This is a genomic window from Streptomyces sp. NPDC107454, assembly GCF_055582885.1.
The window spans coordinates 64622-91547 of record NZ_JBVJPA010000024.1; the positions used below are offsets into that span (position 1 = coordinate 64622).

The 26926-nt window shown below is 75.4% G+C and carries 25 protein-coding genes; 22 read left to right on the forward strand and 3 right to left on the reverse strand.

Annotated features, from left to right (window positions below):
* The first annotated feature begins 219 nt into the window (after positions 1-219).
* From ACZ69M_RS43930 to ACZ69M_RS43960, 7 genes are all read left to right on the forward strand, one after another.
* A complete protein-coding gene (locus tag ACZ69M_RS43930; protein WP_470059055.1) occupies positions 220-1008 on the forward strand; it encodes a phosphopantetheine-binding protein in 789 nt (262 codons plus the stop codon).
* A 30-nt stretch (positions 1009-1038) separates the two neighbouring features.
* The gene (locus tag ACZ69M_RS43935) at positions 1039-3048 is read left to right on the forward strand and encodes a beta-ketoacyl [acyl carrier protein] synthase domain-containing protein (RefSeq protein ID WP_470059227.1); all 2010 of its coding nucleotides are present in this window, start codon (positions 1039-1041) and stop codon (positions 3046-3048) included.
* A complete protein-coding gene (locus tag ACZ69M_RS43940) occupies positions 3045-3938 on the forward strand; it encodes a 4'-phosphopantetheinyl transferase family protein (protein ID WP_470059057.1) in 894 nt (297 codons plus the stop codon). Before ACZ69M_RS43935 ends, ACZ69M_RS43940 begins: the two co-directional genes overlap by 4 nt.
* Before the next feature lie 450 nt (positions 3939-4388).
* Positions 4389-5681, forward strand: a complete 1293-nt coding sequence (locus tag ACZ69M_RS43945; RefSeq protein ID WP_470059059.1) for an AMP-binding protein — start codon at positions 4389-4391, stop codon at positions 5679-5681.
* Between the two features lie 232 nt (positions 5682-5913).
* Entirely contained in the window at positions 5914-6756 is an 843-nt protein-coding gene (locus ACZ69M_RS43950; RefSeq protein WP_470059060.1) for a response regulator transcription factor, read from the forward strand.
* 232 nt (positions 6757-6988) lie between these two features.
* On the forward strand, positions 6989-7354 hold the full coding sequence (locus ACZ69M_RS43955; RefSeq protein ID WP_470059062.1) for a hypothetical protein: 366 nt from the start codon (positions 6989-6991) through the stop codon (positions 7352-7354).
* Complete coding sequence (locus tag ACZ69M_RS43960) at positions 7351-8016, forward strand: nucleotidyl transferase AbiEii/AbiGii toxin family protein (RefSeq protein ID WP_470059064.1); 666 nt, start codon at positions 7351-7353, stop codon at positions 8014-8016. The genes ACZ69M_RS43955 and ACZ69M_RS43960 overlap by 4 nt, the downstream gene beginning before the upstream one ends.
* 265 nt (positions 8017-8281) lie before the next feature.
* Here the strand turns inward: ACZ69M_RS43960 and ACZ69M_RS43965 are convergent, their stop codons facing one another.
* Positions 8282-8452, reverse strand: a complete 171-nt coding sequence (locus tag ACZ69M_RS43965; RefSeq protein WP_470059066.1) for a hypothetical protein — start codon at positions 8450-8452, stop codon at positions 8282-8284.
* A 245-nt stretch (positions 8453-8697) separates the two neighbouring features.
* Between ACZ69M_RS43965 and ACZ69M_RS43970 the strand changes: the two genes are divergently transcribed.
* Entirely contained in the window at positions 8698-9924 is a 1227-nt protein-coding gene (locus ACZ69M_RS43970; RefSeq protein ID WP_470059068.1) for a helix-turn-helix domain-containing protein, read from the forward strand.
* 392 nt (positions 9925-10316) lie between these two features.
* A complete protein-coding gene (locus tag ACZ69M_RS43975; protein WP_256259265.1) occupies positions 10317-10445 on the forward strand; it encodes a hypothetical protein in 129 nt (42 codons plus the stop codon).
* A 144-nt stretch (positions 10446-10589) separates the two neighbouring features.
* Here ACZ69M_RS43975 and ACZ69M_RS43980 read toward each other — a convergent pair whose 3' ends face one another.
* A complete protein-coding gene (locus tag ACZ69M_RS43980) occupies positions 10590-11063 on the reverse strand; it encodes a DUF1772 domain-containing protein (protein WP_470059070.1) in 474 nt (157 codons plus the stop codon).
* A gap of 232 nt (positions 11064-11295) precedes the next feature.
* Here ACZ69M_RS43980 and ACZ69M_RS43985 point away from each other — a divergent pair, with 232 nt between their 5' ends.
* A complete protein-coding gene (locus ACZ69M_RS43985) occupies positions 11296-12507 on the forward strand; it encodes an FAD-dependent monooxygenase (RefSeq protein ID WP_470059072.1) in 1212 nt (403 codons plus the stop codon).
* Between the two features lie 619 nt (positions 12508-13126).
* On the opposite strand, the gene ACZ69M_RS43990 is transcribed toward ACZ69M_RS43985, so the two are convergent.
* A complete protein-coding gene (locus tag ACZ69M_RS43990) occupies positions 13127-13723 on the reverse strand; it encodes a TetR/AcrR family transcriptional regulator (protein WP_180292654.1) in 597 nt (198 codons plus the stop codon).
* Between the two features lie 283 nt (positions 13724-14006).
* Here ACZ69M_RS43990 and fabD point away from each other — a divergent pair, with 283 nt between their 5' ends.
* The 12 genes from fabD (at position 14007) to ACZ69M_RS44050 (ending at position 26919) form a co-directional block, all read left to right on the forward strand.
* Positions 14007-14975, forward strand: coding sequence for an ACP S-malonyltransferase (gene fabD / locus ACZ69M_RS43995; RefSeq protein WP_470059074.1), 969 nt, complete (start codon positions 14007-14009; stop codon positions 14973-14975).
* Between the two features lie 218 nt (positions 14976-15193).
* Positions 15194-15616, forward strand: coding sequence for an acyl carrier protein (locus ACZ69M_RS44000; RefSeq protein ID WP_225900738.1), 423 nt, complete (start codon positions 15194-15196; stop codon positions 15614-15616).
* Positions 15617-15747: 131 nt separating this feature from the next.
* On the forward strand, positions 15748-16515 hold the full coding sequence (locus ACZ69M_RS44005) for an SDR family NAD(P)-dependent oxidoreductase (protein WP_470059076.1): 768 nt from the start codon (positions 15748-15750) through the stop codon (positions 16513-16515).
* 33 nt (positions 16516-16548) lie between these two features.
* Complete coding sequence (locus ACZ69M_RS44010; RefSeq protein ID WP_470059078.1) at positions 16549-17001, forward strand: hotdog family protein; 453 nt, start codon at positions 16549-16551, stop codon at positions 16999-17001.
* The gene (locus tag ACZ69M_RS44015; protein WP_470059080.1) at positions 16998-18275 is read left to right on the forward strand and encodes a beta-ketoacyl-[acyl-carrier-protein] synthase family protein; all 1278 of its coding nucleotides are present in this window, start codon (positions 16998-17000) and stop codon (positions 18273-18275) included. Before ACZ69M_RS44010 ends, ACZ69M_RS44015 begins: the two co-directional genes overlap by 4 nt.
* The gene (locus ACZ69M_RS44020; protein ID WP_470059082.1) at positions 18272-18784 is read left to right on the forward strand and encodes a 3-hydroxyacyl-ACP dehydratase FabZ family protein; all 513 of its coding nucleotides are present in this window, start codon (positions 18272-18274) and stop codon (positions 18782-18784) included. Before ACZ69M_RS44015 ends, ACZ69M_RS44020 begins: the two co-directional genes overlap by 4 nt.
* Complete coding sequence (locus ACZ69M_RS44025; RefSeq protein ID WP_470059084.1) at positions 18781-20070, forward strand: beta-ketoacyl-[acyl-carrier-protein] synthase family protein; 1290 nt, start codon at positions 18781-18783, stop codon at positions 20068-20070. The genes ACZ69M_RS44020 and ACZ69M_RS44025 overlap by 4 nt, the downstream gene beginning before the upstream one ends.
* Before the next feature lie 44 nt (positions 20071-20114).
* Complete coding sequence (locus tag ACZ69M_RS44030; RefSeq protein ID WP_470059086.1) at positions 20115-22484, forward strand: beta-ketoacyl synthase N-terminal-like domain-containing protein; 2370 nt, start codon at positions 20115-20117, stop codon at positions 22482-22484.
* A gap of 2 nt (positions 22485-22486) precedes the next feature.
* The gene (locus ACZ69M_RS44035) at positions 22487-23620 is read left to right on the forward strand and encodes a 3-oxoacyl-ACP synthase III family protein (protein ID WP_470059088.1); all 1134 of its coding nucleotides are present in this window, start codon (positions 22487-22489) and stop codon (positions 23618-23620) included.
* An 81-nt stretch (positions 23621-23701) separates the two neighbouring features.
* Positions 23702-24568 (forward strand): ester cyclase, encoded by an 867-nt coding sequence (locus ACZ69M_RS44040; protein WP_470059090.1) that lies wholly within the window; start codon positions 23702-23704, stop codon positions 24566-24568.
* Between the two features lie 126 nt (positions 24569-24694).
* Positions 24695-25687 (forward strand): aldo/keto reductase, encoded by a 993-nt coding sequence (locus tag ACZ69M_RS44045; RefSeq protein WP_470059229.1) that lies wholly within the window; start codon positions 24695-24697, stop codon positions 25685-25687.
* Complete coding sequence (locus ACZ69M_RS44050; RefSeq protein ID WP_470059231.1) at positions 25684-26919, forward strand: FAD-dependent oxidoreductase; 1236 nt, start codon at positions 25684-25686, stop codon at positions 26917-26919. The genes ACZ69M_RS44045 and ACZ69M_RS44050 overlap by 4 nt, the downstream gene beginning before the upstream one ends.
* The last annotated feature ends 7 nt before the right edge of the window (positions 26920-26926 follow it).

Consider the following 26926-nt stretch of genomic DNA (forward strand, 5'->3'; position numbering starts at 1 on the left):
CGGCGGCAACGCGGCGGCAGGGCGGTGCGGCAGGGCGGTTTGCGCGGGGCGGTGCGGCGGGGCGGCTCATTCTTTGGGCGGAGGGCCGCGGCGGCGGCTGGTTCCCGGGAGCCAGTCACCGGCGGCGGGGATCACCACGGCCGGGGATGTGGCGGGGGGCCGGCGGCGCCCACAATGCCACAACGGCCACCCGGGATACGACCCTTGGAGACGCCCACCATGACATCCGTCCCTCAGCCGCCGGCCCTCTCGCCGACGCCCGTGGCCGACGTGCTCGCGGAGCTCACCGCGGTGCTGGCGGGCATGATGCGTATCGAGCCGCAGACGCTCGACGCGCAGGAGCCCTTCCGGCTGCTGGGCCTGGACTCGATGCTGTCGGTCGAGTTCGTCGCGGCGCTCAACGCCCGCTACGGCACCCGGATCGCGGCCACCGCACTGTATGAGCACCCGACGCCCCAGGCACTGGCCCGGCACGTCGCGGCCGAACTCGCCACCCCCCGCCCCGCCCCGCCCACGGACACACCCACAGAGGCAGACGTGGCCGCGGATGTGGCTGATGTGGCTGTGGAGGCGGTCACGGACACGCTGCGGGAGCAGCTCGCCGGGATCCTGCACTGCGGGCCGGGGGACATCGACGTGAGCGCGCCGTTCGCGGCGCTGGGGCTGGACTCGATCCTGGCCGCGGAGTTCTTGGCCGGCATCAACCGCACCTACGGCCTCGGCGAGCAGGCCGACCTGCTCTACGACCAGCCCGACCTCGGGGCCATGGCGGCGTACGTCAGCGCGCGGGCGGCGCACCGCGCGCACCGCACGCCCGTGTCCGGCCGCCCGGGCGCGGCTTCCGCCCTCCCGGCCGGGCAGGCGGGGCCGTTCCCGGCGGGCCCGGCGCCGGGCGGCGCCCAGGTCCCGCCGGCGGGGGTCGATCTGGACGCGCTGCTCGACGCGGTACGTGACGAGGTGCTCAGCATCGACGAGGCGGCCGCCCTGCTGGCGGCCCGCTCCGCCTGACGGACCGTCCGAGACGAGGGGCGCACGGTGATGGACACCCGGGAGATCCTGACGCGGTTCAAGGGCGGCACCCTGCGGCGTGAGCACGCCGTGGCCCTGCTGGCCGGCACTTCACCGGCCGTGGCCCCGCCGGTCGTGGCCCTGCCGGCGGTGGCCCTGCCGGTGGCGGCGGACCGTGAGCCGCTGCCCGGCCCCGGCCCCGGCCCGGTTCCCGGTGCTGGTGACGGGGCCGGGGACGGGAACAGGACCGGTGCGGGCATGCCGTGTGCGGTCGTGGGGATCCAGGGCCGTTTCCCGCAGGCGGGGGATGTGGAGGCGTTCTGGCGCAACGGGCTGCAGGGGCGTATCGCCGAGGCCGCGCTCCCGGGCGGCCGGCGGTCGGCGTGTGCGGGCTGGCGGGGGCATTTCCTGGACGGTGTGGAGGAGTTCGACCCGGACCTGTTCGGGCTCGGTGCCCGCCAGGCGGCGGGGCTGGACCTGCGCGAGCGGCTGCTGGCGCAGAGCGCGTGGCAGACGCTGGAGAGCGCCGGATACGCCGGAGCGCGCCTGGAACGGCTCACCGCCCCCGACGGCACGGCACGCAGTGTGGGTGTGTATGCCGCTCTCGGGCCGGCCGGCGGTGCGCCGGCGGGCACCGGGCACCGGCACACCGCCCCTTTGCCTTCCCGGCCCGGGCCGGCCGCGCGGCTGTCGCGGCTGCTCGACCTGCGCGGGCCCAGCCTGAGCGTGGACAGCGGTGACTCCTCCTTCCTGACCGCGCTGCACCTCGCGCTCGGTGCGCTGCGCGCGGGCGAGTGCGCCGCGGCGCTGGTCGGCGCGGTCGAGCTGCGCCTGCATCCGGCGTGCCAGCGGCCCGGCGCCGGTGAGGGGGTGGCGGCCGTGCTCCTCAAGCCGCTGGCCGCGGCCCGTGCCGACGGCGACCGCGTGCATGCCGTGATCCGTTCCAGCGCGGTCGGCCACCCGGGCCGCGCCGCCCCCGGCCCGCAGCACGGCCGGCTGGTCGGCCGGGCGCTGGCCGCGGCCGGCCTGCGGCCCCCGGGCACCGGCCCGCAAGGCCCGGACGCCGGGGCGCAGTCGCAGGTGCCGGACGCCGGCCTGGAGGCTGTGGGGGTCGCTCTGGAGGAGAGTTCCCGGACGGTGGCGGCGCTGGTGGGCGATGCCGGGGCGGTGACCGGGGCGGCGGCGCTGGTCCGCGCCGTGGGGCAGCTGCGCCACGCCGTGCTGCTGGCCGGCCCGGACCGCCCCGCGCCCGCCGCCTGGGAGCCGGCCCGCCGCGGCGACGGCACCGTGCTGCCCCGCAGGGCGCTGGTCAGCGTGCCCGGACCCGCGGCCCCCGCAGACCCCACAGGCCCTACGGACGCCGCAGCCCCCGCAGACGCCGTAAGCCCAGTGGATGCGGCAGACGCTGCGGACGGCGTGGAAGACACGGACGGCGTGGAGGGTGTGGGTGCGGTGCTGGTCGTGGAGGAGGCGCCTGCCGTCCCCCGCGCCCCGGCCCGCACGAACCCGCCGCCGGGCCCGCGTCCCGCGGAGCTGGTGCTGCTGTCCGCCGCGACGCCCGCGCACCTGGCGGCCACCGCCGGCCGGCTCGCGGCCCGCCTGTCCGACGGCGGCGGCCGCGACGGCGGCCCGGCGGCCCCGGATCTTGCCGCGGTCGCGCACGAACTGCGCCTGGGGCGGGCGGTGTTGCGCTGCCGTCTGGCGGTGACCGTCCGCACGGTCGCCGAACTGGCCGACGCGCTGGCCGGCTTCGCCGCGCATCCCGGCCCGGGCACAGGCCCGGCGGGCGTGCACAGCGCCGACCTGCGCACCGCCGCGGGCCCGCCGCTGATCGAGGGACTCGAGGAGACCCGCGCCTATGTGGCCGCACTGTGGCAGGGCGGCCGCCTGGAGCAGCTGACACGGCTGTGGCTGGCCGGGGTCGACGTCTGCGCCGTACTGCCCGCGCATCCCGGCCCGGCCGCCGTCGAGCTGCCCGCCACCGTGCTGCGGCCCCGCCCGCTGGAGCCCGGCCCCGGCACGGACGGAGCACCGCAGTGACCACCCGCCCCGCACCCCCGACCACCCCCACCCCCACCCCCGAACCCGGGCCCGGGCCCGCTCCCGTTCCTGCTCCGGGTGCGGGGGGCGGGGAGCCGGTCAAGCTGTGGCTGTGTCCCAACGACGGCCTGCCGCCGGAGGTCGCGCTCCTGCTCGCCACGCACTGGCTGGACGCGCAGGAGCAGAAGACCGCGAGCCGTTTCCTGTTCGAACGCGACCGGCGCCAGTACCTCCTGGCCCACACCCTGGTGCGGCGCGCGCTGGCGCTGGAGGCGGGCCTGGCCGAGGCGGAGCTGGTCATCTGGCGTTCCGCGCGGGGACGGCCCTTCTTGCGGCCCGCCGCCGCGGGAGAGCCGCGCGGCGCTTCCCGGCTGGACTTCAACCTCTCCCACGCGGGCGGCTACAGCCTGCTGGGCATCGTGCGCCGGCACCGTATCGGCGTGGACGTGGAACGGCTGGAGGACCGGGACGAGCGGGCCATCACCACCATCGTGCGCACCTTCGCCGCCCCGGAGCGGGAATGGGTCGCACAGGCCCCCGAGGGGCCGGCCCGCGACCGGCGCGCGCTGCGCGTGTGGACCCTCAAGGAGGCCTACTCCAAGGCCCGCGGCCTGGGGCTCGGGCTGCCCTTCGACGCGTTCGCCTTCACGCTGGACGACGAACGCGGCGTACGGGCCTTCACGCCGCCGGCCGACGACACGGCCCGCCCGTGGCGGTTCGTCGAACTGGAGCCGGTGCCCGATGTGCTGGTCGCCGTCGCCGTCCCCGCCGACGAGGCCCAGGACCCGGTCCTGCACCTCGGCTACGGCTTCCCCTGGAGCCGCGCGGCACTGCGCAGCTTCCCCCTGCCCCGCCCGGTGGGCGGACACCCCTCGGCACTCCCCGCATAAGGCACAGGGCGCTACGCGCCACACCTGCAGCGGGTACGGGCAGGAAACGGCACCGGATCCCCCCGGGGGGGGGAGTGGCAGGAGAGACCTCCCGCCGGCCCACCACTCACCGCACCGCACCGGCACCGGCACCGCACCCGCACCCGCACCGCACCCGCACCCGCACCCGCACCGCACCCGCACCCGCACCGGCACCGCACCGCACCGCACCCGTACCGGCTTGGCCCCGGGCCTTGCGGCAGGCCCTGCCCCGGCCGCCGTACGCCCGGAACCGGTCCGTGTGCGCACCGCGGCCGGTCCGCTGCGGTGGTGCGGGGGAGTCTCCAGCGGGTTTCGAAGGGGTCTCGAGCCCGGCCGCCGACCGTGGGGTCATCCGGACATCCGCTGTTCCTGCGTTCCTGCGTTTCTGCGTTCCTGTGTTCCTGCTGTCTGCCGCCGGGAGGTCGTGCCGTGCCCATCCTCAGGTATCTGGAGAGCCCGCTGGACGACCTGCTGCGGCGGGCCGCGGCCCGTGACGCGGACGCCCCGGCCGTCACCGTGGCCGGAGCGGGGGCGGGGGCCGGGGTGTCGTTCGCGGCCCTGGACCGGGAGGCGGACCGGGTCGCCCACTACGTGCGGCGCGCCGCGGGCCGGGCCGGCGCCGTCGTCGCCGCGGCCGCCACCCTCGATGCGGTCTTTCCCGCCGTGTACTACGGCACCGTCCGCAGCGGCCACCCGCTCGCCCTGCTCGACCCGCTGATGGGGCCGGCCGCCCTGTACGAGGTGTGCTCGGCGGCCGGGGCCGAGATCGCCTTCGTACCCGCCGCGCTGGCCGGGCTGCTCGCCGGGCTCGGTGACCGGCTGCCCCTGCTGCACACCGTCGTCCTCACGGACGCCCCGGCGGACGCGGCAGCAGACACGCCGGCGGGTGCGGGCGGGGGTGTGCCGCTGGCGCGGGCGCTGGCGTCGGTGCCCGCCGGCCGGTCCGCGCGGACGCCGGCGCCGGGGGTGGACGCGGTGGCGTGCCTGCAGTTCGCCCCGGACGGTGCGGGACGGCTGAACGGGGTGCGGCTGACGCACCGCAACCTTCTCGCGGGCGCCGCCCAGACCGCCCTCGCCCACCGCCTGGGCCCCTCCTCCGTCGTCCTCAACCACCTGCCGCAGTTCCATGCCGTGCATCTCAACTCGGCCGTGCACGCCGGGGCCCGGCAGGTGCTGTGCCCGGACCCGGATCCCTTCGGGGCGCTGGAAACAGCCGCGCGGGCGGGGGCCACCCACTTCTACGCCCCGCCCGCCCGGCTGCACCGCCTCGCCGGTGACACCCGGCTGGGCGGGGCCGGTGCCCGGGCGGGCGGGCACCGGCTGAGCGCCCTCCAGGTCAGCGGCGGCGCGCTGGAGCCCGGCCGGGCCCGCCGGCTGCGCGACGCGCTGCGCGTGCCGGTCCTGCAGGGCTACGGCCTGACCGAGGTGTGTGCCCTCTCCCACTACCAGCCGCCCGGCTCGCGGCCCGGCCTCGGTGCGGTCGGGGTGCCGCTGCCGGGCACCGAGTGCCGGGTCGTCCTGCCGGGCGGCGCCCGGCCCGCGCCGGTGTGGTCGACCGGCCAGGTGCAGATCCGCGGACCGCAGCTGAGCCCCGGCCTGCCGGCCGGCCAGGCCGGGGTGCCGGCGGACGCGGACGGCTGGCTGTCCACCGGCGACGCCGGCTATCTCGACGCGGACGGCGGACTGCACCTGGTGGATGCGTCCCGGCCCGCGTTCGCCTGACTCCCGCGCGGGCGCCCCGGCGTTCAGCCCTCGACGCAGTCCGCCGTGCGGGCCTCCTTCCCCCTCGCCCCCGGCACGGAGTGAGGGGGGATAGCGGACGGGTCGTGGCCCGCTGGAGCGCACCGGACACGCCCGCGCCCGCCGCCTACGGTGAGCAGGGCGGGACATCCCAGGACCTGGTAGGACATCCAAGGACCGGCGGGACATCCCGGGAGACAGGGAGGAGACCGCCATGGACGAGCGGCACGCCACACTCCGCGTGCTCCCCGCACCCGCCCCCGCCGCCCCCGGCCCCGGCCCCGGCCCCGGCCCCGGCCCCGGCCCTGGCCCTGGCCCCGGCCCCGGCCCTGGCCCCGGTGAGGCGGCCGGCCCGGCCCCGGCCCCCCGCCCGGGTGCGCCGGCCGCCGTGCGCGTGCACGTGATCGGCGAGGACCCGCTCGCCCGCCGCGGCATCACCGCCCTCCTCGAGGGCCACCCCGGTATCCGCGTCACCGGTGAGAGCGAACCGGGACCGCCGCTGCTGCGCGCGCTGGCCGCCCGGCCCCCGCACGTCCTGGTCGCCCACGGCGCACCCGGCGGCGGACAGCTCGCCGCGCCGGCCTTCGGCGGCGGGGACCTGCCGCTGCTGACCCTCGGCGGCCCGGGCCGCACCGACGCCGCCGGCCGGGCGGCCGGCGGTCATCTGCCGGCCACCGCCACCGCCGGGCAGCTGGCCTCCGCGGTCGTCCTGGCCGCCGCCGGATACACCCTGGTGCACGGCCCCACCCCGCCCCCGTCCGGTCGCCGGCCGGCCGCCGGGCCGCCGGCGCCCATCTCGCCCGTCAGCCCCGACCGGCTCACCGACCGCGAGTGCCAGGTCCTGGACCTGCTGGCCCGCGGCCTGTCCAACGGCGAGATAGCCCGGGCGCTGACCCTGTCCGAGCACACCGTGAAGACCCACGTGCAGAACCTGCTGCACAAGCTGCGGCTGCGCAACCGCGTCCACGCCGCGATCTACGCCTTCGAATCCGGCCTGCGCGCCCCGGCCGCCCCCCTGCGCCCGGCCGCCTCCGCGGCCGACGCCCCCTCCGGCTGACCGCCCGCCCACCGCAGCAGCGGCAGCCCCCCGGCACCCGCCCGCCTCCGGCCCCGTACACCCCGTCGGCCGGCCCGGGCCCGGGCCTCGTCACGGCGGCGCCGCAGTCGCAGGTGGCTAGGGGAATCCCGCGCCGGGGCAGCCGCCGCCGTGATGCACATCTGTCCCAGAGGGAGCGGCAGATACCGCGTCTGTGTGACCGGGGGCGGGCGGAGCGGGGATAATCGGGCGCATGGCTTCACAGTCCTCACCCGTCTCCGTGCCGCCCGCTGCCGAAGTTCTGCGGGAGCGGTACGCGTGTCGCCTGCCCGCCTCGCTCGACGAGCTTTCCGGACCCGCGCAGGGCCGGGTTGAACTGCCGCTGCACGTCGCCTGGTCCGGGCTTCGCGCCTACGACCTGGACCGGCCGCGCCAGCGCATGAGCCTGTACCGCACTGTCCTTGCCGAGGGGCAGCGCGACGACCTGATCACCCTGCTCGACAGGGACCTGCTGGTCGCCCAGTGGCCCGTGTTGCGCACCCTGGTCAGCAGGCACATCCGCCTGGTGTGGGAGGACGCTTTTCCCGCGCTCGCCGGGCGGACGCCGACCGCCGCGTGAACCTCAGCGAGCTCCACCGGCGGCTCTTGGCCGATGTCCTCGCGATCGGCACGCCGTACCCCTTGATCATCACGGGTGGATACGCGGTCCAGGCCCATGGGCTGGTCGACCGGCTGAGTCAGGACCTTGACGTCGCCACCGAGAATCCGGCCCCCCTGACGGACATCGTCCGCGCTGTAGAGCACGGTCTGGTCCAGCGTGGCTGGGCCGTCACGGTAGTCAGCGTGGACCCGCTCTCCGCACGCCTTGTGGCCGCCGTCCCCGCAACCGGCGAGGACTGCGAAGTGGACATCCTCAAAGAGAACCTCTGGGCACCGCCCGTGGAAACGGAGTACGGCCTGGTCCTCGCTCTTCCTGACGTCATCGGCACCAAGGTCCGCGCCCTGGCTGACCGGGGCGCGGTAAGAGATCTCATCGACGTGCACGCCGCCGCCGAGAACCACACCACGAACGACCTCGAACGGCTCGGCGAGCGGCACGGCCGCGACGAGTTCCGCCTCCAGGACCTCCACGACCGTCTCGCCGGCGCCGAGTGGTACGACGACGAGGAATTCGCCGCCTACGGACTCACCGAGGACGAGACCTCGCGCCTGCGGGCCTGGGCCCAGCATTGGGCAAGCGACCTCAGCCAGCGGCTCGGCGCAGACGACCACGAGGTCTGATGCCGCGGCTGCTCGTGTGCGGGTCGGCAGCCCGCAACTCACCGCCGACAGTCAGTCACAGATCGGCAGGGGTCTGCTGGATCAGAACGTGCCAGTGGCCGGGGGTAGTTGAGGGAGCAGGAGCAGGGCCCCAGGCGCGGAAGGGTGCGGGCGTCTGGCCCCGTGTCTTGTGTCATTGCATGCGGTGCCGTCTCAGCCCCCAGGGCACGACTCCGGCAAGGACGGTGACGCAGGTCCATCACCCGGCACAGCAGGGTTACGTGGGTTACGGGGCGGGCGGGGCGGAGCGTTTGGGCCAGCCGATGTCCTCGTCGGAGGGGGTGTCCGGTGCCGGCGGGGTCCGGCGGCCGGTGTCCGCCGCCGGGGAGGGGCCGCTGCCGTGTCCCGCGGTGGCCGTCCACGCCGCCCGCCGCGGTGCGCACACCGATGGCCTCATCGTCGACTCCCGGGCGTTGACCTGCGGAGGGGCTCCGCACCCGGCCGGGTGCGCCGGCCGGGTCCTGCCGAGCGTGCCCCGCCGCGCTGGAGGAACGCTGGAGGAGTCCACGAGAGGCGCGTGAGAGCGGCACGAGATTCCCGGCGGGGGCCTGGCAAAGGTTTGCCCGCGTGTTGCCCGGCGCCCTACGCTCGGGGCGGCTCCCGGTGAAACTTTCTTGCCCGCTCACCCCAGGGGATTCGGTCATGCTGCGACAGCCCGCGTTCGGACACCGCCTGAAAAAGCTCCGGACGGCCCAGGGGCTGTCGCAGACGGCGCTGGCCGGCGAGGGCATGTCCACCGGCTATCTCTCCCGTCTGGAATCGGGGGCGCGCCAGCCCACCGACCGGGCCGTGGGCTATCTGGCGGGCCGGCTGGGCCTGGACGTCGCCGACTTCGAGGAGCCGGTCACCGGTTCCCTGGCACACGCGCTGACGCTGGCGTCCTCCACCGGTTCCGCGGACGCCATCGGGGCGCTGCGCGCGGCGCTGGCCGCCGAGGGCCACGAGAGCGCGGTGCTGCGCTGGCAGGCGCTGTGGCTGCTGGCGCGGGCCGCCCGGCTGCAGGGCGACCACGCCGCCGAGCGCGCGGACCTCGGCCGGCTGGTGGCGCTCGGAGACGAGGTGGGATCGGCCGAGCTGCGGGTGCGCGGCCTGACCCGGCTGGCCCGCTGCCTGCGCTCGCTCGGTGAGATCACCCCCGCCCTGGACGCGGCCGTCGCCGCCCACCGGCTCGCCCTGGGCGAGGACCTGGGCGTGGAGGACCGGGCCGCCGCGCTGCTGGCGCTGGTGTCGGTGCAGGCGGAGGCCGGGCAGGTGCCGGAGGCGCGGGTGCACGCCGACGAACTGGCCGCGCTGGTCGCCGGCCGCACCGACGCGCTGTGGGCCGAGGCCATGTGGACGGCCGCCGCCGTCCGGGTGCGCCAGGGCGACCACACCGGGGCGCAGGCCTTCCTGGACGCGGCCCTGGAGCGTTTCAGCAGCCAGGAGGACCTGGTGCTGTGGCTCAGGCTGCGGCTGGCCGCGGGCCGGCTGCACCTGCAGAGCCTGCCCCCCGACCCCGCGCGGGCCGAGGCCTGCGCCGCTCAGGCCGAGGCCGCCCTCGCCTTCGTCGGCACGCCCGCCCTGCGCCAGGACCTGACCGCGCTGAAGGCCGATCTGGCGTTCGCCACCGGCCGCTACGACGATGCCCGCGCCCTGCTGGGCGACCTGGCCGGGGACGAGCCGAGGATGACCTACCGCGACCGGGTGCGGCTGGAGATCCTGCGCCAGCGGCTGCTGATCCTGGGCGGCGACGCCTCCGGCGTGGAGGGGCTGCGCACCCTGGCGCAGCAGGCCCAGACGGACGCCAACATCGACCTCGCCGCGGAGATCTGGCGGACCCTCGCGGACGCCCTCGCCCAGTCCCGGCCCGCCCCGGCCGAACCGGCGTGACCAGCCGCCCGCGCCCGGCCAGACCGCCGCGGGAGGAGCCGCGGGAGGAGCCGCGGGAGGAAAGGACAGGGGCGGAGAAGGCCAGGGGCGGGGCAGGAGCGGGGCAGGGAAGGGGCGGGGCAGGAGCGGGGGAGGCAGGGGCGGGGAAGGCAGCGGCGGGGGAAGGCAGGGGCGGGGGAGGGGGAGCGGGGGGAATTCGGGCGGGGCGGGCGGTGCGCTGATTCCCGCCGGCCTCGGGGGAGTGCGGTGTGCGGAATGCGTATTTCTTTTACCGGATTTCTCGAGGGCGCCTCGCATTCCGGTGGACGCGGCGCAATGCGCCTTGACGCGCGGTGCGGCCCTTCGTGAATCTCAGTACGGTATTGGCCGCTCACGCCCGAAGGGACACCACCGTGGTCAGCAAGAAGAAGAATCCCGCAGGAAACGAGCCGGAGCTCAGCCCCGCATTCGGCAGTGAGATCGCCGACGGCCCGGACGAGGACACCGAGACGTCCGTCCTGGGCAGCATCGCCCTGCAGTAATCGCCCTGCGGCAGGGGCCGCCGCGGACGGGAAGCAGGAAGAAGGAAGCGGGAGGCGGGAGGCGGGAAGGGGGTGGGGCAGGGAGACCCGCGGGTCTCCCTGCCCCACCCCCGCCCGTCTGCGCGGCGGCGGCCTTCCGCGGTGTCAGGACGCCACGAGGGCCACGCACATCGCGCCCAGCGCCACCGCCTGCAGCACGACCCGGGCGTTGATGACGCTGTCCCAGGTGCGCTGCAGGCCCCGCGCGTCGGGCGCGGTGCGGCAGTCGAGGGCAGCGTCGGTCAGCTCCTTGTTCACCGGCGCGCTGACCTTGTTGTAGACGGCCAGCCACACCACCAGGGCCGCCGCCGCGACGGCGGCCGCGGCGGCCGCCGTCACACGGCCGCCGAACCCGGCCGCGACGGCCGTGGCCACCGTGGCGAGCAGGCCGAAGACGCCCGGGACGGGCATCCGGCGGTCCCCGAAACGGTGGATCTGCCCCATGGTGCTGGTCAGCACCGCGTCGTCGACGTGCGCGAGGGCCGGCCGCTGGACGATCGCGGAGAAGACGTCGGTGCCGTAGACCACCGCGTTGGCCATCGTGGCCACCACGGCCAGGGTCTGTACGAGGGTTTCCATCACAACCACCCTTGTCCGTCTGCCGGTTGCCACATGGCCTGCCGCCACGTGGATTTATCAACGCTAGATGTACTGCCGACACTATCAAGTTCAGTGCTTCGAATGCTAGCGTTGACAACTCCAGTGGTCCGCAGGGGATTCCGCAAGGACGAGGGAGCACCCCGGGCCGCAGCGGAGTGCCGTCCCCGCCCTACGGGGACATCCGCCCGGACAGCCACGAGGAGACAGACCCATGGCCCTTGGACGTGCCCGTCGCGTACTCATCGCCGGCGGAGGGATCGGCGGCCTGGCCGCGGCCCTCGCGCTCCAGCGCGCCGGTCTTGAGCCCGTCGTCTTCGAACGGGCCGAGGCACTGCGCGACGGCGGCGCGGGCCTGCACATCTGGACCAACGGCGTGCTCGCGCTGGACTGCCTGGGCGTGGCCGGGCAGGTCCTGCGCACGGCCCCGGCCCAGCAGGTCGCGCACTTCAGCACCCACCGCGGCGAGGTGCTGGGCGCCTGGCCGGTCGGCGACTTCGTCGAGCGCTACGGCGCGCCCACGATCGCCGTCGAGCGCTCCGTCCTGCACGGCGTGCTGCGCGAGGCCCTGCACGGCTCCCCGGTGCGCACCGGGGCCCACGTGACCGGCTTCGAGCAGGACGAGGACGGGGTCACCGTACGGTTCGCGGACGGCGGCAGCGAACGGGGCGACCTGCTGATCGGCGCCGACGGCATCCACGGCACGGTCCGCGACGCCCTCTTCGGCCCCGCCCGCAACCGCTACAGCGGCTACATCGCCTGGCGCGGCCGCTCCCCCCTGCAGCACCCGGACATCCCGCCGGGCACCTTCAACGCGATGTTCGGGCCCGGCACCCGCTTCACCTACTACGACGTCGCACCCGGCCTGGTCCACTGGATGAGCGTGGCCAACGGGCCCGCGGGCGGCCGGGACGCGCCCGGCGTGCGGGAGATGCTGCTGCGCCGCCACCGCGGCTGGGGCGGCCCGGTGGCCGACATCCTCGCCGCCACCCCGCAGGAGGACATCATCCGCGGCGACGTCGAGGGCCGCAGCCCCGAACGCCGGTGGGGCCAGGGCCGCGTCACCCTGCTCGGCGACGCCGCGCACCCCATCACCTTCAACATCGGCCAGGGCGCCTGCCAGGCCCTGGAGGACGCCCTGGTCCTCGCCGAGCACCTGGAGCACGCCGACGACCCCATCGCCGCGCTGCGCCGCTACGAGCGCGAACGCCGCGCCCGTACCGCGCCGCTGCAGCGCATCGCCTGGCGGATCGGACGGATGGGCGCGGTGCAGAATCCGCTGCTGATCCGGGCGCGCGAGGCGTTCATGCGCAAGAACTGGAACACGAAGGCCTTCGCCGCCGCGGAGAAGGGCCAGGTCGCCTACGGCACCCGCTGGGCCCCGGCCCGCCGCCCGGCCCCCGCCCCGGCCGCCACCGTGGACTGACGCCCGCCCCGGAACCCCCCGTTCCGGGCCCGGTTGCGGGCCCCGGCCGCCGTACCCGTGGGCCGGGGCCCCGCGCACGGACTGGGCCCACGGCCCCTGAGCCACGGGCGGTCCGGGACCCGGTCCCGGAGATCCAGCCCCGGCTGTCCTCCCCGTACCCCCGGCTCACAGGCCACGGACGGTCCGGGGACCGGGTTCCGGGTCCGGCCGACCGGTCCCGGCGCCGTACCCGCCGCCTCCAACTCACGGGCCTCCAACTCACGGGCCACGGCTCACGGGCCTCCAACTCACGGGCCACGGGCTCACGGGCCTCCAACTCACGGGCCACGGGCTCACGGGCCTCCGGCTCACGGGCTTCCGGCTCACGGGCCACGGGCTCACGGGCCACAGGCCACGGGTCACGAGCGCGGACCGCGCGCCTGGGTCCCCGGCCCTGGACTCGGTGTCCCGGCCGCGCCCCCGGCCCCGGTCCGGATCCGGCCCCTCGGTTATCGGCCCAGACCGGGCGGGCCCAGACCGGGCGGGCCCAAACCGGCCCGGCGCAGACCGGCCCGGGCCGGGCCGGGCCGGGCCGGGCCCGCCGGTCCCGCCCGCCCGGCGGACGACGCGACGGCGGCCGTCAGCCGGGCGCCGGCCGCCGCTGCAGGGCACCCGGCTGCCGCGCCCCGGCCCGCGCCGCCGGATACAGCCCGTCCCAGAGCGGGTCCTCGGGCGGAAACCCCAGGCAGACCAGGACGTTGACCAGCATCCCGTACGCCATGAACGTGGTGGTCTGGCCGGTGTCCGCGCCGAGCGGCCGGTGGACGGTGTCCCACAGCCGCCGCCACTCGGCCCGCACCGCCTCCCCGAACGCCGCGTCACCGTCCGCCTCGCCCGCCGCCACCGCGACATACACCTGCATCTGCATCAGCAGCCGCTCCGGCTCCTTGACGATGACGCGGGTGTAGGCGTTGGCCATGGCGCGCAGTGCCTCCTCGCCCGCCAGGCCCTCGGTGGCCTCGGTGAACAGCCGGGCGGTGTCGGCCAGGCAGCACCGCGCCGCCGCGAGGAAGAGCGCCCGCTTGCCCGCGAAGAGCCGGAAGAGGTACGGCTGCGACACCCCCGCACGCCGGGCGATGGCCTCGGTGGACGTGCCGTCGTACCCGCCCCGGGCGAATTCGCTCACGGCCGCGCGGATGACGCTCCGGCGCCGCTCGTCTGCACTCATCCTCACCATGCCAGCACGTTAGTGGCTGATTGCCGGGCGCCGTAGTGCCGGTCCAGACGCATTCAAGGAATGCGCCAGAACCCCGTGGCAGATTCACAGAATCAAGTACCGCCCGCCGACCGCCCGATGACCTTTCTCCGGCTCTGGAAACAGCTCTCCCGGACCGCTCTCCCGGACCGTTCCGCGGACCGTTCTTTTCAGGTCTTCGGACAGGTCTTCCGGCAGTTCTTCCGGTAGTTCTTCCGCAGTTTTCCGACGGTTCTTCCGACAACTCAGTGAGGCAGGAACGGGGATGATCGACAATCTCTTCACGATGTTTCCCGGGCAGGGCTCGCAGCGCGCGGGCATGGCCGGGCATCTGCTGCGTGAACACCCCCGCACCGCCGGACGCGTCCTGGCCCGCGCCGAGGAGGCGACCGGCCTGCCGCTGACCGCGCTGTGCAGCACCGCGCCGGAGGAGGAGCTGGCCCCGACCGAGATCGCCCAGCCCGCCATCGTCGCCACCAGCCTCGCGGTCCTTGAGGTACTGCGCGATCAGGCGGGTTTCGTGCCCGCCGTGGTGGCCGGGCACAGCCTGGGGGAGTACCCCGCGCTGGTGGCCGCCGGGGTGCTGGAGGCCGAGGCGGCGCTGCGGCTGGTGCGCCGCCGGGGCGAGCTGATGGCGGGGGTCTCCCGGCAGGCCGGCGGCGCGATGACGGCCGTACTGGGTCTTGCCGCCGCCCGGATCGAGGAGATCTGCGCGGACTGCGCCCCCCTGGGCGTGGTGGAGGTCGCCAACTACAACGAGCCGGGCCAGACCGTGATCTCCGGACAGCGCCCCGCGGTCGAGGAGGCCGCCCGCCGGGCCCTGGCCGCGGGCGCCGAGCGGGCGGTGGCGCTGAAGGTCTCGGCGCCCTTCCACTGCTCGCTGATGCGGGCGATCGAGGACGAGTTCGCCGCCGAACTGGAGCGCGTGCGCTTCAGCGCGCCCCGGCTGCCCGTGATCAGCTCGGTGACCGGCACCCTGGTGCGCGACGGCGGCCACGCCCGCGATCTGCTGCGCCGTCAGCTGGCCGGGCCGGTGCGGTGGGCGGACGTACTGGGCGCGGTGGCCGCGCACGCCGTCGACGGCTGCCTGGAGGTCGGTCCCGGCCGGGTGCTCAGCGGCTTCGCCAACCGCACCGGCGTCCACTCCGTGGTGCGCAGCACCCACGACGCGCGCCGGATCTCCGCACTGCTGCGCGAGCTCGGGCAGGAGCCCGCCCCTGGCGCCGCCGCCTGACCCGGCGCGCGGCCCGCCCCCCGGGGGGCCGCCCCCACCACCCACTCCCTCCACCTCTCCCTCCTCCCCCCCTCCTCCCCCCCTCCTCCCCCTTCTCCCTCCTCCTCCCTTCTCCTCCCTCTCCTTTCTTCTCTTCCTTTTCTTTTCCTCTCCCGTCCGTCCGGTGCGGGCCCCCGGGCCGGTACCGGCGGAACGACCCATCCGAAAGGCAGCCAACGGTGTCCGAAACCCTGACCCCCACCTCGACCGACTACTTCTCCGCGGTCCAGGCCGCCATCGCCGACGCCCTGGGCATCGACGAGGCCGAGGCCGTGCCCGAGGCGACCCTGCTCGGGCAGCTGGGTGCCGAGTCGATCGACCTGCTCGACATCCTCTTCCGTATCGAGCGCGCCACCAAGGTGAAGATCACCGTGGCCGACATCGCCGCCCTGCTGCAGGGCGGCATCCCCGACGAGGAGTTCGGCGACGAGAACGAGGTCGTCAACGACACCGGCCTCACCCACCTGGAGAAGGTCCTGCCGCAGTTCGACCGCAGCCAGCTCAGCGAGCCGCTGACCGCCGAGGGCGTGCTGGGCCTGTTCACCGTGCAGAACCTCACCGACCTGCTGACCGAGCGGGCCGCGGCCCAGCACGCCGCCTGAACCCGGACCCCTCCCCCCCCGGGGGCCGGTGGCGGTGCGGGCCAACGGCGTCCCGCACCCCCGCCGCCCCTGGCGCCCGCGCGGGCCCCGGCCGGCCACCGCCCCCTCGTAGCAGAAACGGGAAGAGACAGATGAAGCTGAAGGACCGCACCGCCCTGGTCACCGGTGCCTCACGCGGCATCGGCCGGGCCATCGCCCTGGCCCTGGCCGAGCAGGGGGCGGCCGTCGCCGTCAACTACCGCTCCCGCCAGGAGGACGCCCTCGCGGTCGTCAAGGAGATCGAGACGGCGGGCGGCCGGGCCGCGGCCGTCGCCGCCGACGTCGCCGACCCGCAGCAGGCCGCCCGCCTGGTACAGGAGGCCGCCCGCCTCCTGGGCCCCCTCGACATCCTCGTCAACAACGCGGGCACCAGCGACGACGGCCTCATCTACGACGCGCCGCCGGACGCCTGGCTGAACGTCATGAAGACCAACTTCGGCGGCGCCTGGCACTGCACCCACGCCGTCCTGGAACAGTTCATGGCCCGCGGCGACGCGACCATCGTCAACATCTCCTCCGCGATGGGCGAACGCGGCTGGATCGGCCAGGCCAACTACTCGGCCTCCAAGGGCGCGCTGAACTCCTTCACCCGCTGCGCCGCGGTCGAACTCGCCCGTTTCGGCATCCGCGTCAACGCGGTCCTGGCCGGGTTCACCCCGACCGAACTCGTGGACGGCGTGCTGCAGCGCGACGGCGGCAAGAGCATCAAGCGGCAGATCCCGCTGCGCCGGTTCGCCACCGCCGGCCAGGTCGCCGCGGCCGCGGTGTTCCTGGCCGGCCCCGACTCCGGCTACACCACCGGCGAACTGCTCTGCGTGGACGGCGGGTTCTCCGCCCAGCTCGGCATCGGCCGCCCGTAACGGACGCGTGAGGGAACGGAAGAAGAGACGACGATGCGATTCCATCTGATCGACCGGATCGAGACCTGCGCGCCCCGCGAGCACATCACCGCGCGCAAGGTCACCTCCGCCGAGGAGACCTACTGGCAGGACACCGGCGACGGACCCGCGCTGCCCTTCGGGCTGGCCCTGGAGGCCCTGTGCCAGTCCGCCACCTGGCTGATCATGCTCTCCACCGACCACCGGCTGCGCGCCGCGCTGCTGGCGGTCGGCGAGGCCACCGCACACCGCCCGGTGCGCCCCGGCGAGGTGCTGCGCATGCACGCCAGCGTCGAGTCGATGACCGAGGAGGCCGCCCTGCTGGACGGCACCGTCACCGTGGACGGCGAGAACGTCCTTGAGGCGAGCGGCATCCTGTGCGCGCTCATCGACGCCGAACGCCTCGACGACCCGGCCGCCACCCGGCGCATGGCGCACCAGCTGCAGGGCGGGGGGCCGGTGGGATGACCCGCGTAGCCATCACCGGCGTCGGCGCCGTCACCCCGCTGGGCAACGACGCCGGCACCACCTGGCAGGGCCTGGCCGCCGGCCGCAGCGGCGTCGGGCCGCTGACCACCTTCGACGCGGCCGGCTTCCCGGTGCGTATCGCCGCCCAGGTCAAGGACTTCGACCCGGCCACGGCGATCCCGGCCCGCATCGGGCGCAAACACCTCTCCCGGGTGGGCCTGTTCGGGGTCGCGGCCGCCTGGGAGGCGCTGCGCTCCGCGCGGGCCGAGGACCTGGGGGAGGAGGTGTACGAGCCGGGCGAGCGCGGGGTGGCGATGGGCGCGAGCGTCGGCCGCCCCGAGCTGCAGGCCCTCCTGGACGTCGGCCACCTGCGCGCCACCACCGGCCGCGCGGACGCCTTCTTGTGCCACCCGCCGGCCGTCACCCTCACCGACGACCAGAACGTGCCGCTCAGCGCGATGGCCCGGATGATGTCCGCGACCGGGCCGATGATCGGGATCTCCACCGCCTGCTCCGGCTCCGGGCACGCCATCGGGGAGGCCTACCGCGCCATCCAGGAGGGCGACGCCCGGCTGATGGTCGCCGGCGGCTACGACTCCCTGACCACCTGGCTCGACCTGCTCGGCTTCAGCCTGCTGGGCGCGCTGACCGACCGTCACAACGACGATCCCGCACGCGCCTCGCGGCCCTTCGACGCCGACCGCTCCGGCTTCGTGATCGGCGAGGGCGCCGTCGCCGTCGTCCTCGAGGACCTCGACGCCGCCCGCGAGCGCGGCGCGCCCGTTCTGGGCGAGGTCCTCGGCTACGGCTCCACCCTCAACGCCTGGCGCATCACCGACTCCCCGCCGGACGGCTCCGGCGCCGTGCAGGCCATGGAGGCGGCGATCGGCGAATCCGGGCTGGGCACCGCCGGCATCGACTACGTCGTCGCGCACGGCACCAGCACCCACGGCAACGACCAGTCCGAGACGGTCGCCATCAAGAAGGTCTTCGCCGACGACGCCCGCCGTCTGGTGGTCAGCGCCCCCAAGTCGATGGCCGGCCACCTCACCTCCGCCAGCCTGGGCCTGGGCGTGCTGGCCGCGCTCGGCGCGATCCGCCACTCCCTGGTCCCGCCCACCGTCAACCTCGAGCGGCCCGACCGCGGCCTGGACCTCGACTACGTGCCGCACACCGCCCGCCCGATGCCGGTGGCGGCGGCCCTGATCAACGCGTTCGCGTTCGGCGGCAGCAACACCAGCCTCGTCGTCGGCGCCCCGCGGGAGGACACATGACCACCACCGTCCCCACCGCGGGACCCACCCCCGCCCCCGCCGCAGGATCCGCCCCTGTTTCCGGTGCAGGATCCGCTCCTGTCTCCGGTGCGGGATCCGCGGCCGCCGCCGTGCCCGGCGGCGGCCTGGGCGGGTTCGACCGGCTGCTGGAGGTTGTCGTCGGCGAGCGGGCGGCGGCCGTGCGCAACGTGCCCGCCACCCTGACCTGCTTCACCGACCACTTCCCGCGCCACCCCGTGCTGCCCGGCGTGCTGCTGCTGGAGAGCATGGCCGCGCTCGCCCGTACCGCCGCGGGCCCCGGCACCTGGCGCCTGGCCGCCGTGCGCGGCGTGCGCTTCAAGCACTTCGTCGGCCCCGGCGACCAGGTCCACCTCACCGTCGAGGTGACCGCTCACGGCCCGCACCGCACCGAGTGCCGGGCCACCGCCCGGGCCGGCGGCCGGGTGGTCGCCACCGCCCGTGTCCTGGCCCTGGCCAGCGACGAGACGACCCGGGAGGGCACAGCATGAGCGAGCAGCGCCGCCGCGTGATGGTCACCGGCATCGGCCTGATGACCGCGATCGGCCAGAGCGCCGCCGAGACCTGGCACAGCCTGCTGGAGGGCCGCTGCGGCATCGGACCGCTGCGCGCCTACGACCCCGCCCCGCTGCGCACCGGCATCGGCGCCGAGATCCCCTCCTTCACCCCCGCCCAGTGGGCCTCCCGCCGCACCCTGCGCATGCTGTGCCGCGGAGACCAGCTCGCCCTGGCCGGCGCCACCCTCGCCCTCAAGGACGCGGGCCTGGACGACGGGAGCGAGCTGGGACAGCGCGCGGGCCTGTTCCTGGGCAGCAACAAGGAAATGCCCCGCATGGACGAGCTCATCGCCCAGCTGCAGGCCGTGCGCGCCGACGACGGCACCCCCGACCTGCACCGGCTGGGACAGAGCGCCTCCTCGGTGATCGCCCCGCTGTTCTTCGTCGAGGGACTGCAGCCCGCCGCCGCCTTCCACATCTCCGAGAAGTACGGCATCCGCGGCGCCAACGCCTACTTCGCCGGCACCGCCGACTCCGGCGCGATGGCGATCGGCCGGGGCATGCGCACCGTACGCCGCGGCGAGGCCGACCTCGTGCTCGCGGGCGGCTACGACGACGCCACCGGCTGGTGGGCGATGTCCAAGATGGACGGCCTGGGCGTCCTGAGCACCCGCACCGACCTGGGCACCGAGGCCTTCAGGCCCTTCGACCGCGACCGCTCCGGCTCGGTCTTCGGCGAGGGCGCCGCCCTCCTGGTCCTGGAGGAACGCGAACACGCCCTGGCCCGCGGCGCCCGCTGCTACGCCGAGATCACCGGCTTCGGCGCCGGCAACGACTGCGTCCGCCCGCCCAGCCCCCAGCCCCGCGCCCGCGGCCTGGCCCGCGCCATCGGCCGCGCCCTCGCCGATGCCGCACGGCCCTTCCCCGACGGCAGCTACATCGCCGCGCACGGCTGCGCCACCCTGCAGGGCGACGCCAGCGAGACCGTCGCCCTGCACGACGCCCTCGGCACGGCCGCCAAGTCCGCCCAGATCAGCAGCGTCAAACCGCAGACCGGACACCTCGTCGGCGGCGCCGGCGCACTGAACGCGGCCGTCGCCGCCCTCGCCCTGGACAGCGGCACCGTGCCCGCCACCCTCAACCTCCACCACCCCGCCGCCGAGTGCGACCTCGACTACGTCCCCCTCACCCCCCGCCACACCCGGCCCGACAGCGCCCTGGCCCTGGCCCGCGGCCTGGAGGGCCAGGCCGTCGCCGTCGCCCTGGGACGGACCTCATGACAGACACACCCGCAACACCCGCCATATCCGAAAGGAGTGCGGCCATGACCGACGTCCACGACCGCGCCGTACGGCCGGACACCGCGGCCCGGCCCCGGACCGTGGTGGTCTGCGGTGTCGGCGCCGTGACCGCCCAGGGCGAGGGCGCCGCCGCGCTGTGGGAGGGCATCCGGGCCGGGCATTCGGCCATCGGCCCGGTCACCGGCATGCCGATGGACGGCTACGGCACGGCCATCGGCGGCGAAGTGCCCCCGCTGCCTCGGCCCGCCTACGACTACCTGGCCGCCTTCGGCGGCAGCGAGCGGGAACCGGCCGCCGACTTCGCGCTGACCGCCGCCGCCGAAGCCCTCCAGCAGGCGGGCCTTGCGGGTCTGCCCGCCGAACGCTGGGGGGTGGCCTTCGGCTCCTGCAACGGCGGCCTGCGCAGCGCCGAGAAACTCGCCCGCCGCAGCCGCGAGGGCACCGCCCGCCCTGACGACGCCCTGCACTACCTGCTGGTCCCGCCGCAGGCCATCGCCGAGGCACTCAGCGGCGCCTTCGCGCTCAAGGGGCCGGCCCTGTCCGTCAACACCGCCTGCGCCTCGGGCGCGCACGCCATCGCGCACGCCGCCGAGGCGATCGCCGCGGGCCGCGCGGACGCGATGCTCGCCGGCGGCAGCGACGCCTTCACCGAGACCGCGTTCGCCGGCTTCACCAGCCTCCAGTCACTGTCGGCGAAACCCGCCGCCCCCTACTCCAAGGACCGCGACGGGCTGTCCCTGGGCGAAGGCGCGGGCATGCTGGTGCTGGCCGAGGAGTCGGTGGCCCGCGCCGCGGGCGCCCCCGTCCTGGCGGAGGTCCTCGGCTACGGCCTGTCCGCCGACGGCTACCACGCCACCGCCCCGCACCCCGAGGGCGAGGGCGCCGCCCGCGCCATCCGCGGCGCCCTGAAGGCCGCCGGCATCACCCCGGGGGACGTCGGCTACATCAACGGCCACGGCACCGGCACCCCCAAGAACGACTCCGCCGAGTCCAACGCGGTGCGTGCCGCGTTCGGCGAGGCCGCCCAGAAGACCGCCCTGAGCAGCTCCAAGTCGATGATCGGCCACCTGCTGGGCGCGGCCGGAGCGGTCGAGGCCATCGTCACCGTCAAGGCCCTGGTCGAACAGATCGCCCCGCCGACCGCCAACTTCACCGGCACCGACCCCAAGTGCGGACTGGACGCGGTCCCCGACACCGGCCGCGAACTGGCCATGAACGCCGCCCTGTCCAACAACTTCGCCTTCGCCGGCGCCAACGCCTGCGTCGCCTTCGGCTGGCCCTCCGGACGGCGCTTCACCGTCCCCGCCCCGCCCGCCGCCGAGAAGGTCGTCATCACCGGGGGCGCCGCCCTCACCCCCGCCGGCGAAGGCCTCCAGGCGCTGTGGGAGGCCTGGCGGCAGGGGCGGCGGCTGGGCGCCGACGAGGACGGCCTGCGCGTGGCCCGCGCCGTCTTCGACGCGGGCGCCCACATCGGCGCCCGCGACCGGCGCCGCATGGACCGCCTCTCCCAGCTCGCCGTCGCCTCCTGCCGCGCCGCCCTCGCCCACGCCGGCCTTCAGGCCGACGAGCACACCGGGGTCGTCCTGGGCACCGGACTGGGCCCGATGCGCAGCATCGAGGACTTCCTGCTGCCGGTGCTGGGCGGCTGCCCCGCCCACGGCAGCCCCGCCGTCTTCCCCAACACCGTCTTCAACGCCGCCGCCGGCCAGGTCGCCATGCACGTCGGCGCCAAGGGCCCCACCTCCACCGTCACCACCGGACACGCCGCCGGCGCCTCCGCCCTGACCGTCGCCCACGACCTGCTGCTGCAGCACCGCGCCGAGGCGGTGCTGTGCCCGGCGGTCGAGGACCTCTCCCCGGGCGTGCTGGCCGCCTACCGCCAGCTGCCGCTGTTCGACGATGCCGGCTACACCCTGGCCGAGGCCGGCATCGCCCTCGTCCTGGAACGCGAATCCAGCGCCCGCGCCCGCGGCGCCCGCATCCTGGCCGAGTTCGCCGGCCACGGCGCCGCCGGCGACGCGGCCGGCATCGGCCGCTGGAATGCCGACGGCGAGGGCGTCGAGCGCGCCATGCGCGCCGCCCTCACCCACGCCGGCCTCACCCCCGGCGAGCTGACCGGCATCTGGGCCAATGCCGCCGGCCTCACCCGCGCGGACACCCCCGAGGCCCTTGCCACCACACGGCTGGCCGCCGAGGCCCACTGCCCGGTGCACACCCCCAAACAGACCCTGGGCGAACCGGTCGGCGCGGGCGCCCAGCTCGCCGCCCTCCTCGCCCTCACCGCCTGGACCACCCCGGCAAGCGGGGTGGCGGCGGGGCCGGTGCTCATCAACAGCTCCTCGCTCGGCGGCACCCACATCAGCCTCGTCCTGCGTCCCGCAACGGAGAACTGACCATGCCCCACACCCCCACCGCCCCGCCCGCCGAACCCCGCGCCCGCCATGTCTCGGTCCTGGCCACCGGCGCCCACCTGCCGGGCGAGGCCCTCGACAACGACGCCCTGGCCCGCATCACGGGCCCGCTGCCCGCCGACGTCCTGGACGGCATCCAGGTCAAGCGCCGGCACTGGATGATCGACCCGGCCACCGGCGCCCACACCACCAGCACCTCGCAGATGGCCACCGCCGCCGCCCGCCAGGCCCTCGAGCGGGCCGGCGTCCAGGCGGACGAGATCGACCTGATCGTCCTGTCCACCGCCAGCCCCGACTACCTCCTGCCCGTCGCCGCCACCTACGTCCAGCAGCAGCTCGGCCTCAAGGACTGCGCGGTCATCGAGGTCCGCGCCGGCTGCGTGGGCGCCGTCCAGGCCCACGACATCGCCCGCCGCCTGCTCGCCGACGGCACCTACACCACCGCCCTGGTCATCGGCGCCGAGGCCGTCTCCCCGCTGCTGGCCCCCGTCTTCTTGGGCCGCGACCCCGAACGCGTACGGATGCGCGACCGGCTGACCGTCTACACCTTCGGCGACGGCGCCGGCGCCCTGGTGCTGCGCGCCGGCGAGGAGGGCTCCGCCCACGGCCGCCGGCGCCCCGTCTTCGCCACCCGCTCCCTGGGCGGCGCCCGCAAACCCGGCATGCTCATCGTCGGCGGCGGCACCGACGCCCCCCTCGCCGAACAGCAGCGCCGCCCCCGCCTGATGGACATCCGCCTCGACATCCCCGGCACCGCCCAGTTCGGCCCCCGCGTCTTCGTCGAGGGCATCCACGACCTGCTCACCCGCTCCCGTCTGACCCTGGCCGACCTCGACGCGTGCGTGCTGCCCGAGGGCAACGCCGAGTACTTCGCGAGCGAGTACGCCGCCGCCGGACTGCCGCCCGCCGACCAGGCCGCCCTGAGCAAGACCATCGTGGAGAACCTCACCGACGTCGGCGCCACCGGCTCCGCCGCCGTCCCCCTCGCCCTCGACGCCGGCTGGCGCGAGGGCCGCATCCGCCCCGGCGACACGGTCCTGCTGCTGGCCATCGAGGCCAGCCGCTACCTGTACGCGGGCCTCACCCTCACCTGGGACGCCCCCTTCCCCGGCCGCTGATTCGCCCCGGACACCCGCCCGCCGCCCCTGTGACCTGCGCCCCCGCACCCGCGGGACGCCGAGACCGAAGGACGAGAGAACGTGTCGATACAAGAGACGGAGCGCACCGCCCGCAGCGTGGAGGAACGCAACAAGCAGACCATCCGCCGGGTCTTCGACGCCTTCGTCAACCAGGGCGACTTCTCCGTCGTCGACGAGATCTACAGCCCCCGCATGATCGACCACCAGCCGCTGCCCGGCGCCCCCGAAGGCCTCGAAGGCGTCCGCTACACCATCGCCGGCCTGCGCGAGGGCTTCCCCGACCTGCACGTGACCATCGAGGACATGAGCGCCCACGGCGACCACGTCGTCATCCACAACACCTGGCGCGGCACCCACCTCGGCGACTTCCTCGGCGCGCCGCCCACCGGACAGGCCATCGAGTTCACCGGCGTCGTGGTGTGGCGGCTGCTGGCCGACGGCCTGATCGCCGAACGCTGGGGCATCGGCGTGGAGTCCAACATGCTGGCCGTGCTCGGCCTGCGCCGCCTCGCCCCCGCCGCCCGCACCGGCGCCCGCACCGCGGCCCGCCGCACCGTCACCAGCGCCGGCGCCCTGCTGCCGCTGCCGCCCGGCGCCGCCGGCGCCTGGCACGCCCTGCAGGCCGAACTCGCCGGAAAGCAACTGCGCGCCTACGAGGCCTCCCGGCGCCGCGCGGGCATCCTCCAGGAGTCCTTCGCCCTCCAGCCCCTTAACGGCCAGGACGTGCTGGTCCACCGGATCGAGGCCCGCGACCCGCAGGGCGCCGCCCGCCGGCTGGCGGCCTCCGCCGACCCCTTCGACGCCTGGCTGCGCCGGGAAGCGGCCGCGGTGCTGGGCACCGACCCGTGGACCCACCTGGCCGCCAACGCCGCCCGCCAGGGCCACACCTGGATGTCCGTCACCAGCGAACTGACCACCGCCGGCTGACCGCTGCGCGAGCACCGGGGGACCGGCACCCCACCACTTCTCTAGCAAAGACACCGACACTGTCACTGCTAGACGGCCACTGCTAGACGACAACTGCCCCGTGCACGGCTCAGGAAGGAACCGATGATGCGGCAACGAAAACTCGGCAGCCAGGGGCTGGAGGTCTCCGAGCAGGGACTCGGCTGCATGGGCATGACCTTCGCCTACGGGCCCGCCGACGACCAGGAAGCCCTGCGCACCGCGCACCGCGCCCTGGAACTGGGCGTGAACCTCCTGGACACCGCGGACTTCTACGGCCCGCACAGCAACGAGGAGTTCGTCGCCCGAGTCATCGCCGGCCGCCGCGACAGCATCACCGTCTGCTCCAAGGTCGGCAACGAGGTCACCGCCGACGGCACCATCACCGGCCGCCTCAACGGCCGCCCCGACTACATCCGCACCTCCATCGACGCCACCCTGCGCCGGCTGGGCACCGACCGCCTCGACCTGTACTACCTGCACCGCGTCGACCCCGCCGTCCCCGTCGAGGAATCCACCGGCGCACTCGCCGACCTCGTCACCGCCGGCAAGGTCCGCCACCTCGGCATCTGCGAGGCGTCCGCCGCCACCATCCGCCGCGCCCACGCCGTGCACCCGCTCACCGCCGTACAGACCGAGTACTCCCTGTCCACCCGCGACGTCGAGGCCAACGGCGTCCTGACGGCCGTCCGCGAGCTGGGCATCGGCTTCGTCGGCTACAGCCCGCTGGGCCGCGGCCTGCTCACCGGAGCCATCCGCAGCCTCGACGCCCTCGCCGCACACGACTTCCGCCGCGTCGTGCCCCGCTTCCAGCAGGGCAACCTCGAGACGAACCTGCACGTCGTGGAGCGGCTGCAGGCACTGGCCGCCGCCAAGAAGATCACCGCCGGACAGCTCGCCCTGGCCTGGGTCCTCGCCCAGGGCGACGACATCGTCGCCATCCCCGGCACCAAACGCGTCACCTACCTGGAAGAGAACCTCGCCGCCTGCGCCGTCGAGCTGAGCGCGGCCGACCTCGCCGCCCTCGACGAGATCGCCCCCCACGGCTCCACGGCGGGCGACCGCTACCCCGTCGGTGCCATGGCCACCCTCGACGGCTGACCCCCGACCCCGGCCCGCGGGCCTTCGAAGGCGAAGTGAGTGCGATAACCATGGCGAACATCACGATCATCGGCGGCGGACTGGCCGGCCTGACCGCGGCGATCTCCGCCGCCGAACAGGGCGCCCGCGTCACCGTCCACGAGGCCCACTCCCACACCGGCGGCCGCGCCCGCTCGGCCGCGGGCCCCTACGTCACCAACGACGGGCCGCACACCTTCTTCGACAACGGCGACGCCTGGCACTGGCTGCTGCAGCGCGGACTGGCCGGCCGCTACGTGCGGCTGTCCTTCCACGAGTGGACCCGGATGCGCTTCCGCCACCAGGGCCGGCTGCGGATGACCCTGCCGTCCGGCTACATGAAGATGACCTGGCGCCACCGCGGCATCGAGGTCCCCGTCGACCGCTCCTTCCAGGACTGGGCCAGTGAACGCTTCGCCCAGCAGACCGTGAACGAGGCCCTCGGCTTCCTCGGCCCGATCCTCTTCGACGGCGACCCCGGACGGCTGTCGGCGGCCTTCGTGTGGGAGCGGCTGCTGCGCGTGGGCACCCCCCGCTTCCCGCTGCCCAGCCGCTACTTCATCGGCGGCTGGGGCGCGCTGATCGCCCGCATGGAACGCGTCGCCCGCGCCCGCGGCGTCATCATCGAGACCGGCTCACGGCTGAGCGAACTGCCCGCCGGCGGACCGGTGATCGTGGCGACCTCGCTGGCCTCCGCGCGCAGCCTGCTCGGCGACCCCGGCCTTGAATGGCCCAGCGGCACCGCCGCCCTGCTGGACATGGCCGTCACCCACTCCAAGAAGGACGGCAACGTCTCCTTCGACATGGACGAGGGCGGCTTCACCTCCCAGTACTCCGACCACGACCCCTCCCTCGCCCCGAAGGGCCAGGCCCTCTTCCAGGGCCAGATGCCGCTGCGGCCCGGCGAGTCGAAGGCCGACGCCCTGGCCCGGCTGGAGAAACTCTTCGACCTCACCACCCCCGGCTGGCGCACCCGCCTCCTGTGGCGCCGCGAAGGCGTCTCCCGCGGCCGCACCGGCGCCCTGGACCTGCCCGGCCTCAGCTGGCGCGACCGGCCCGCCGTCGACCGCGGGGACGGCGTGTTCCTGGCCGGCGACAGCGTCGCCGCCCCCGGCATCCTCGCCGAGACCTCCATCAACAGCGCCCTGCGGGCCGCCCAACTCGCCCTGAACGCCCGGCCGGCGGCGCACCGTCCCGCGGCGCTCGGGCGATGAGCAGCCC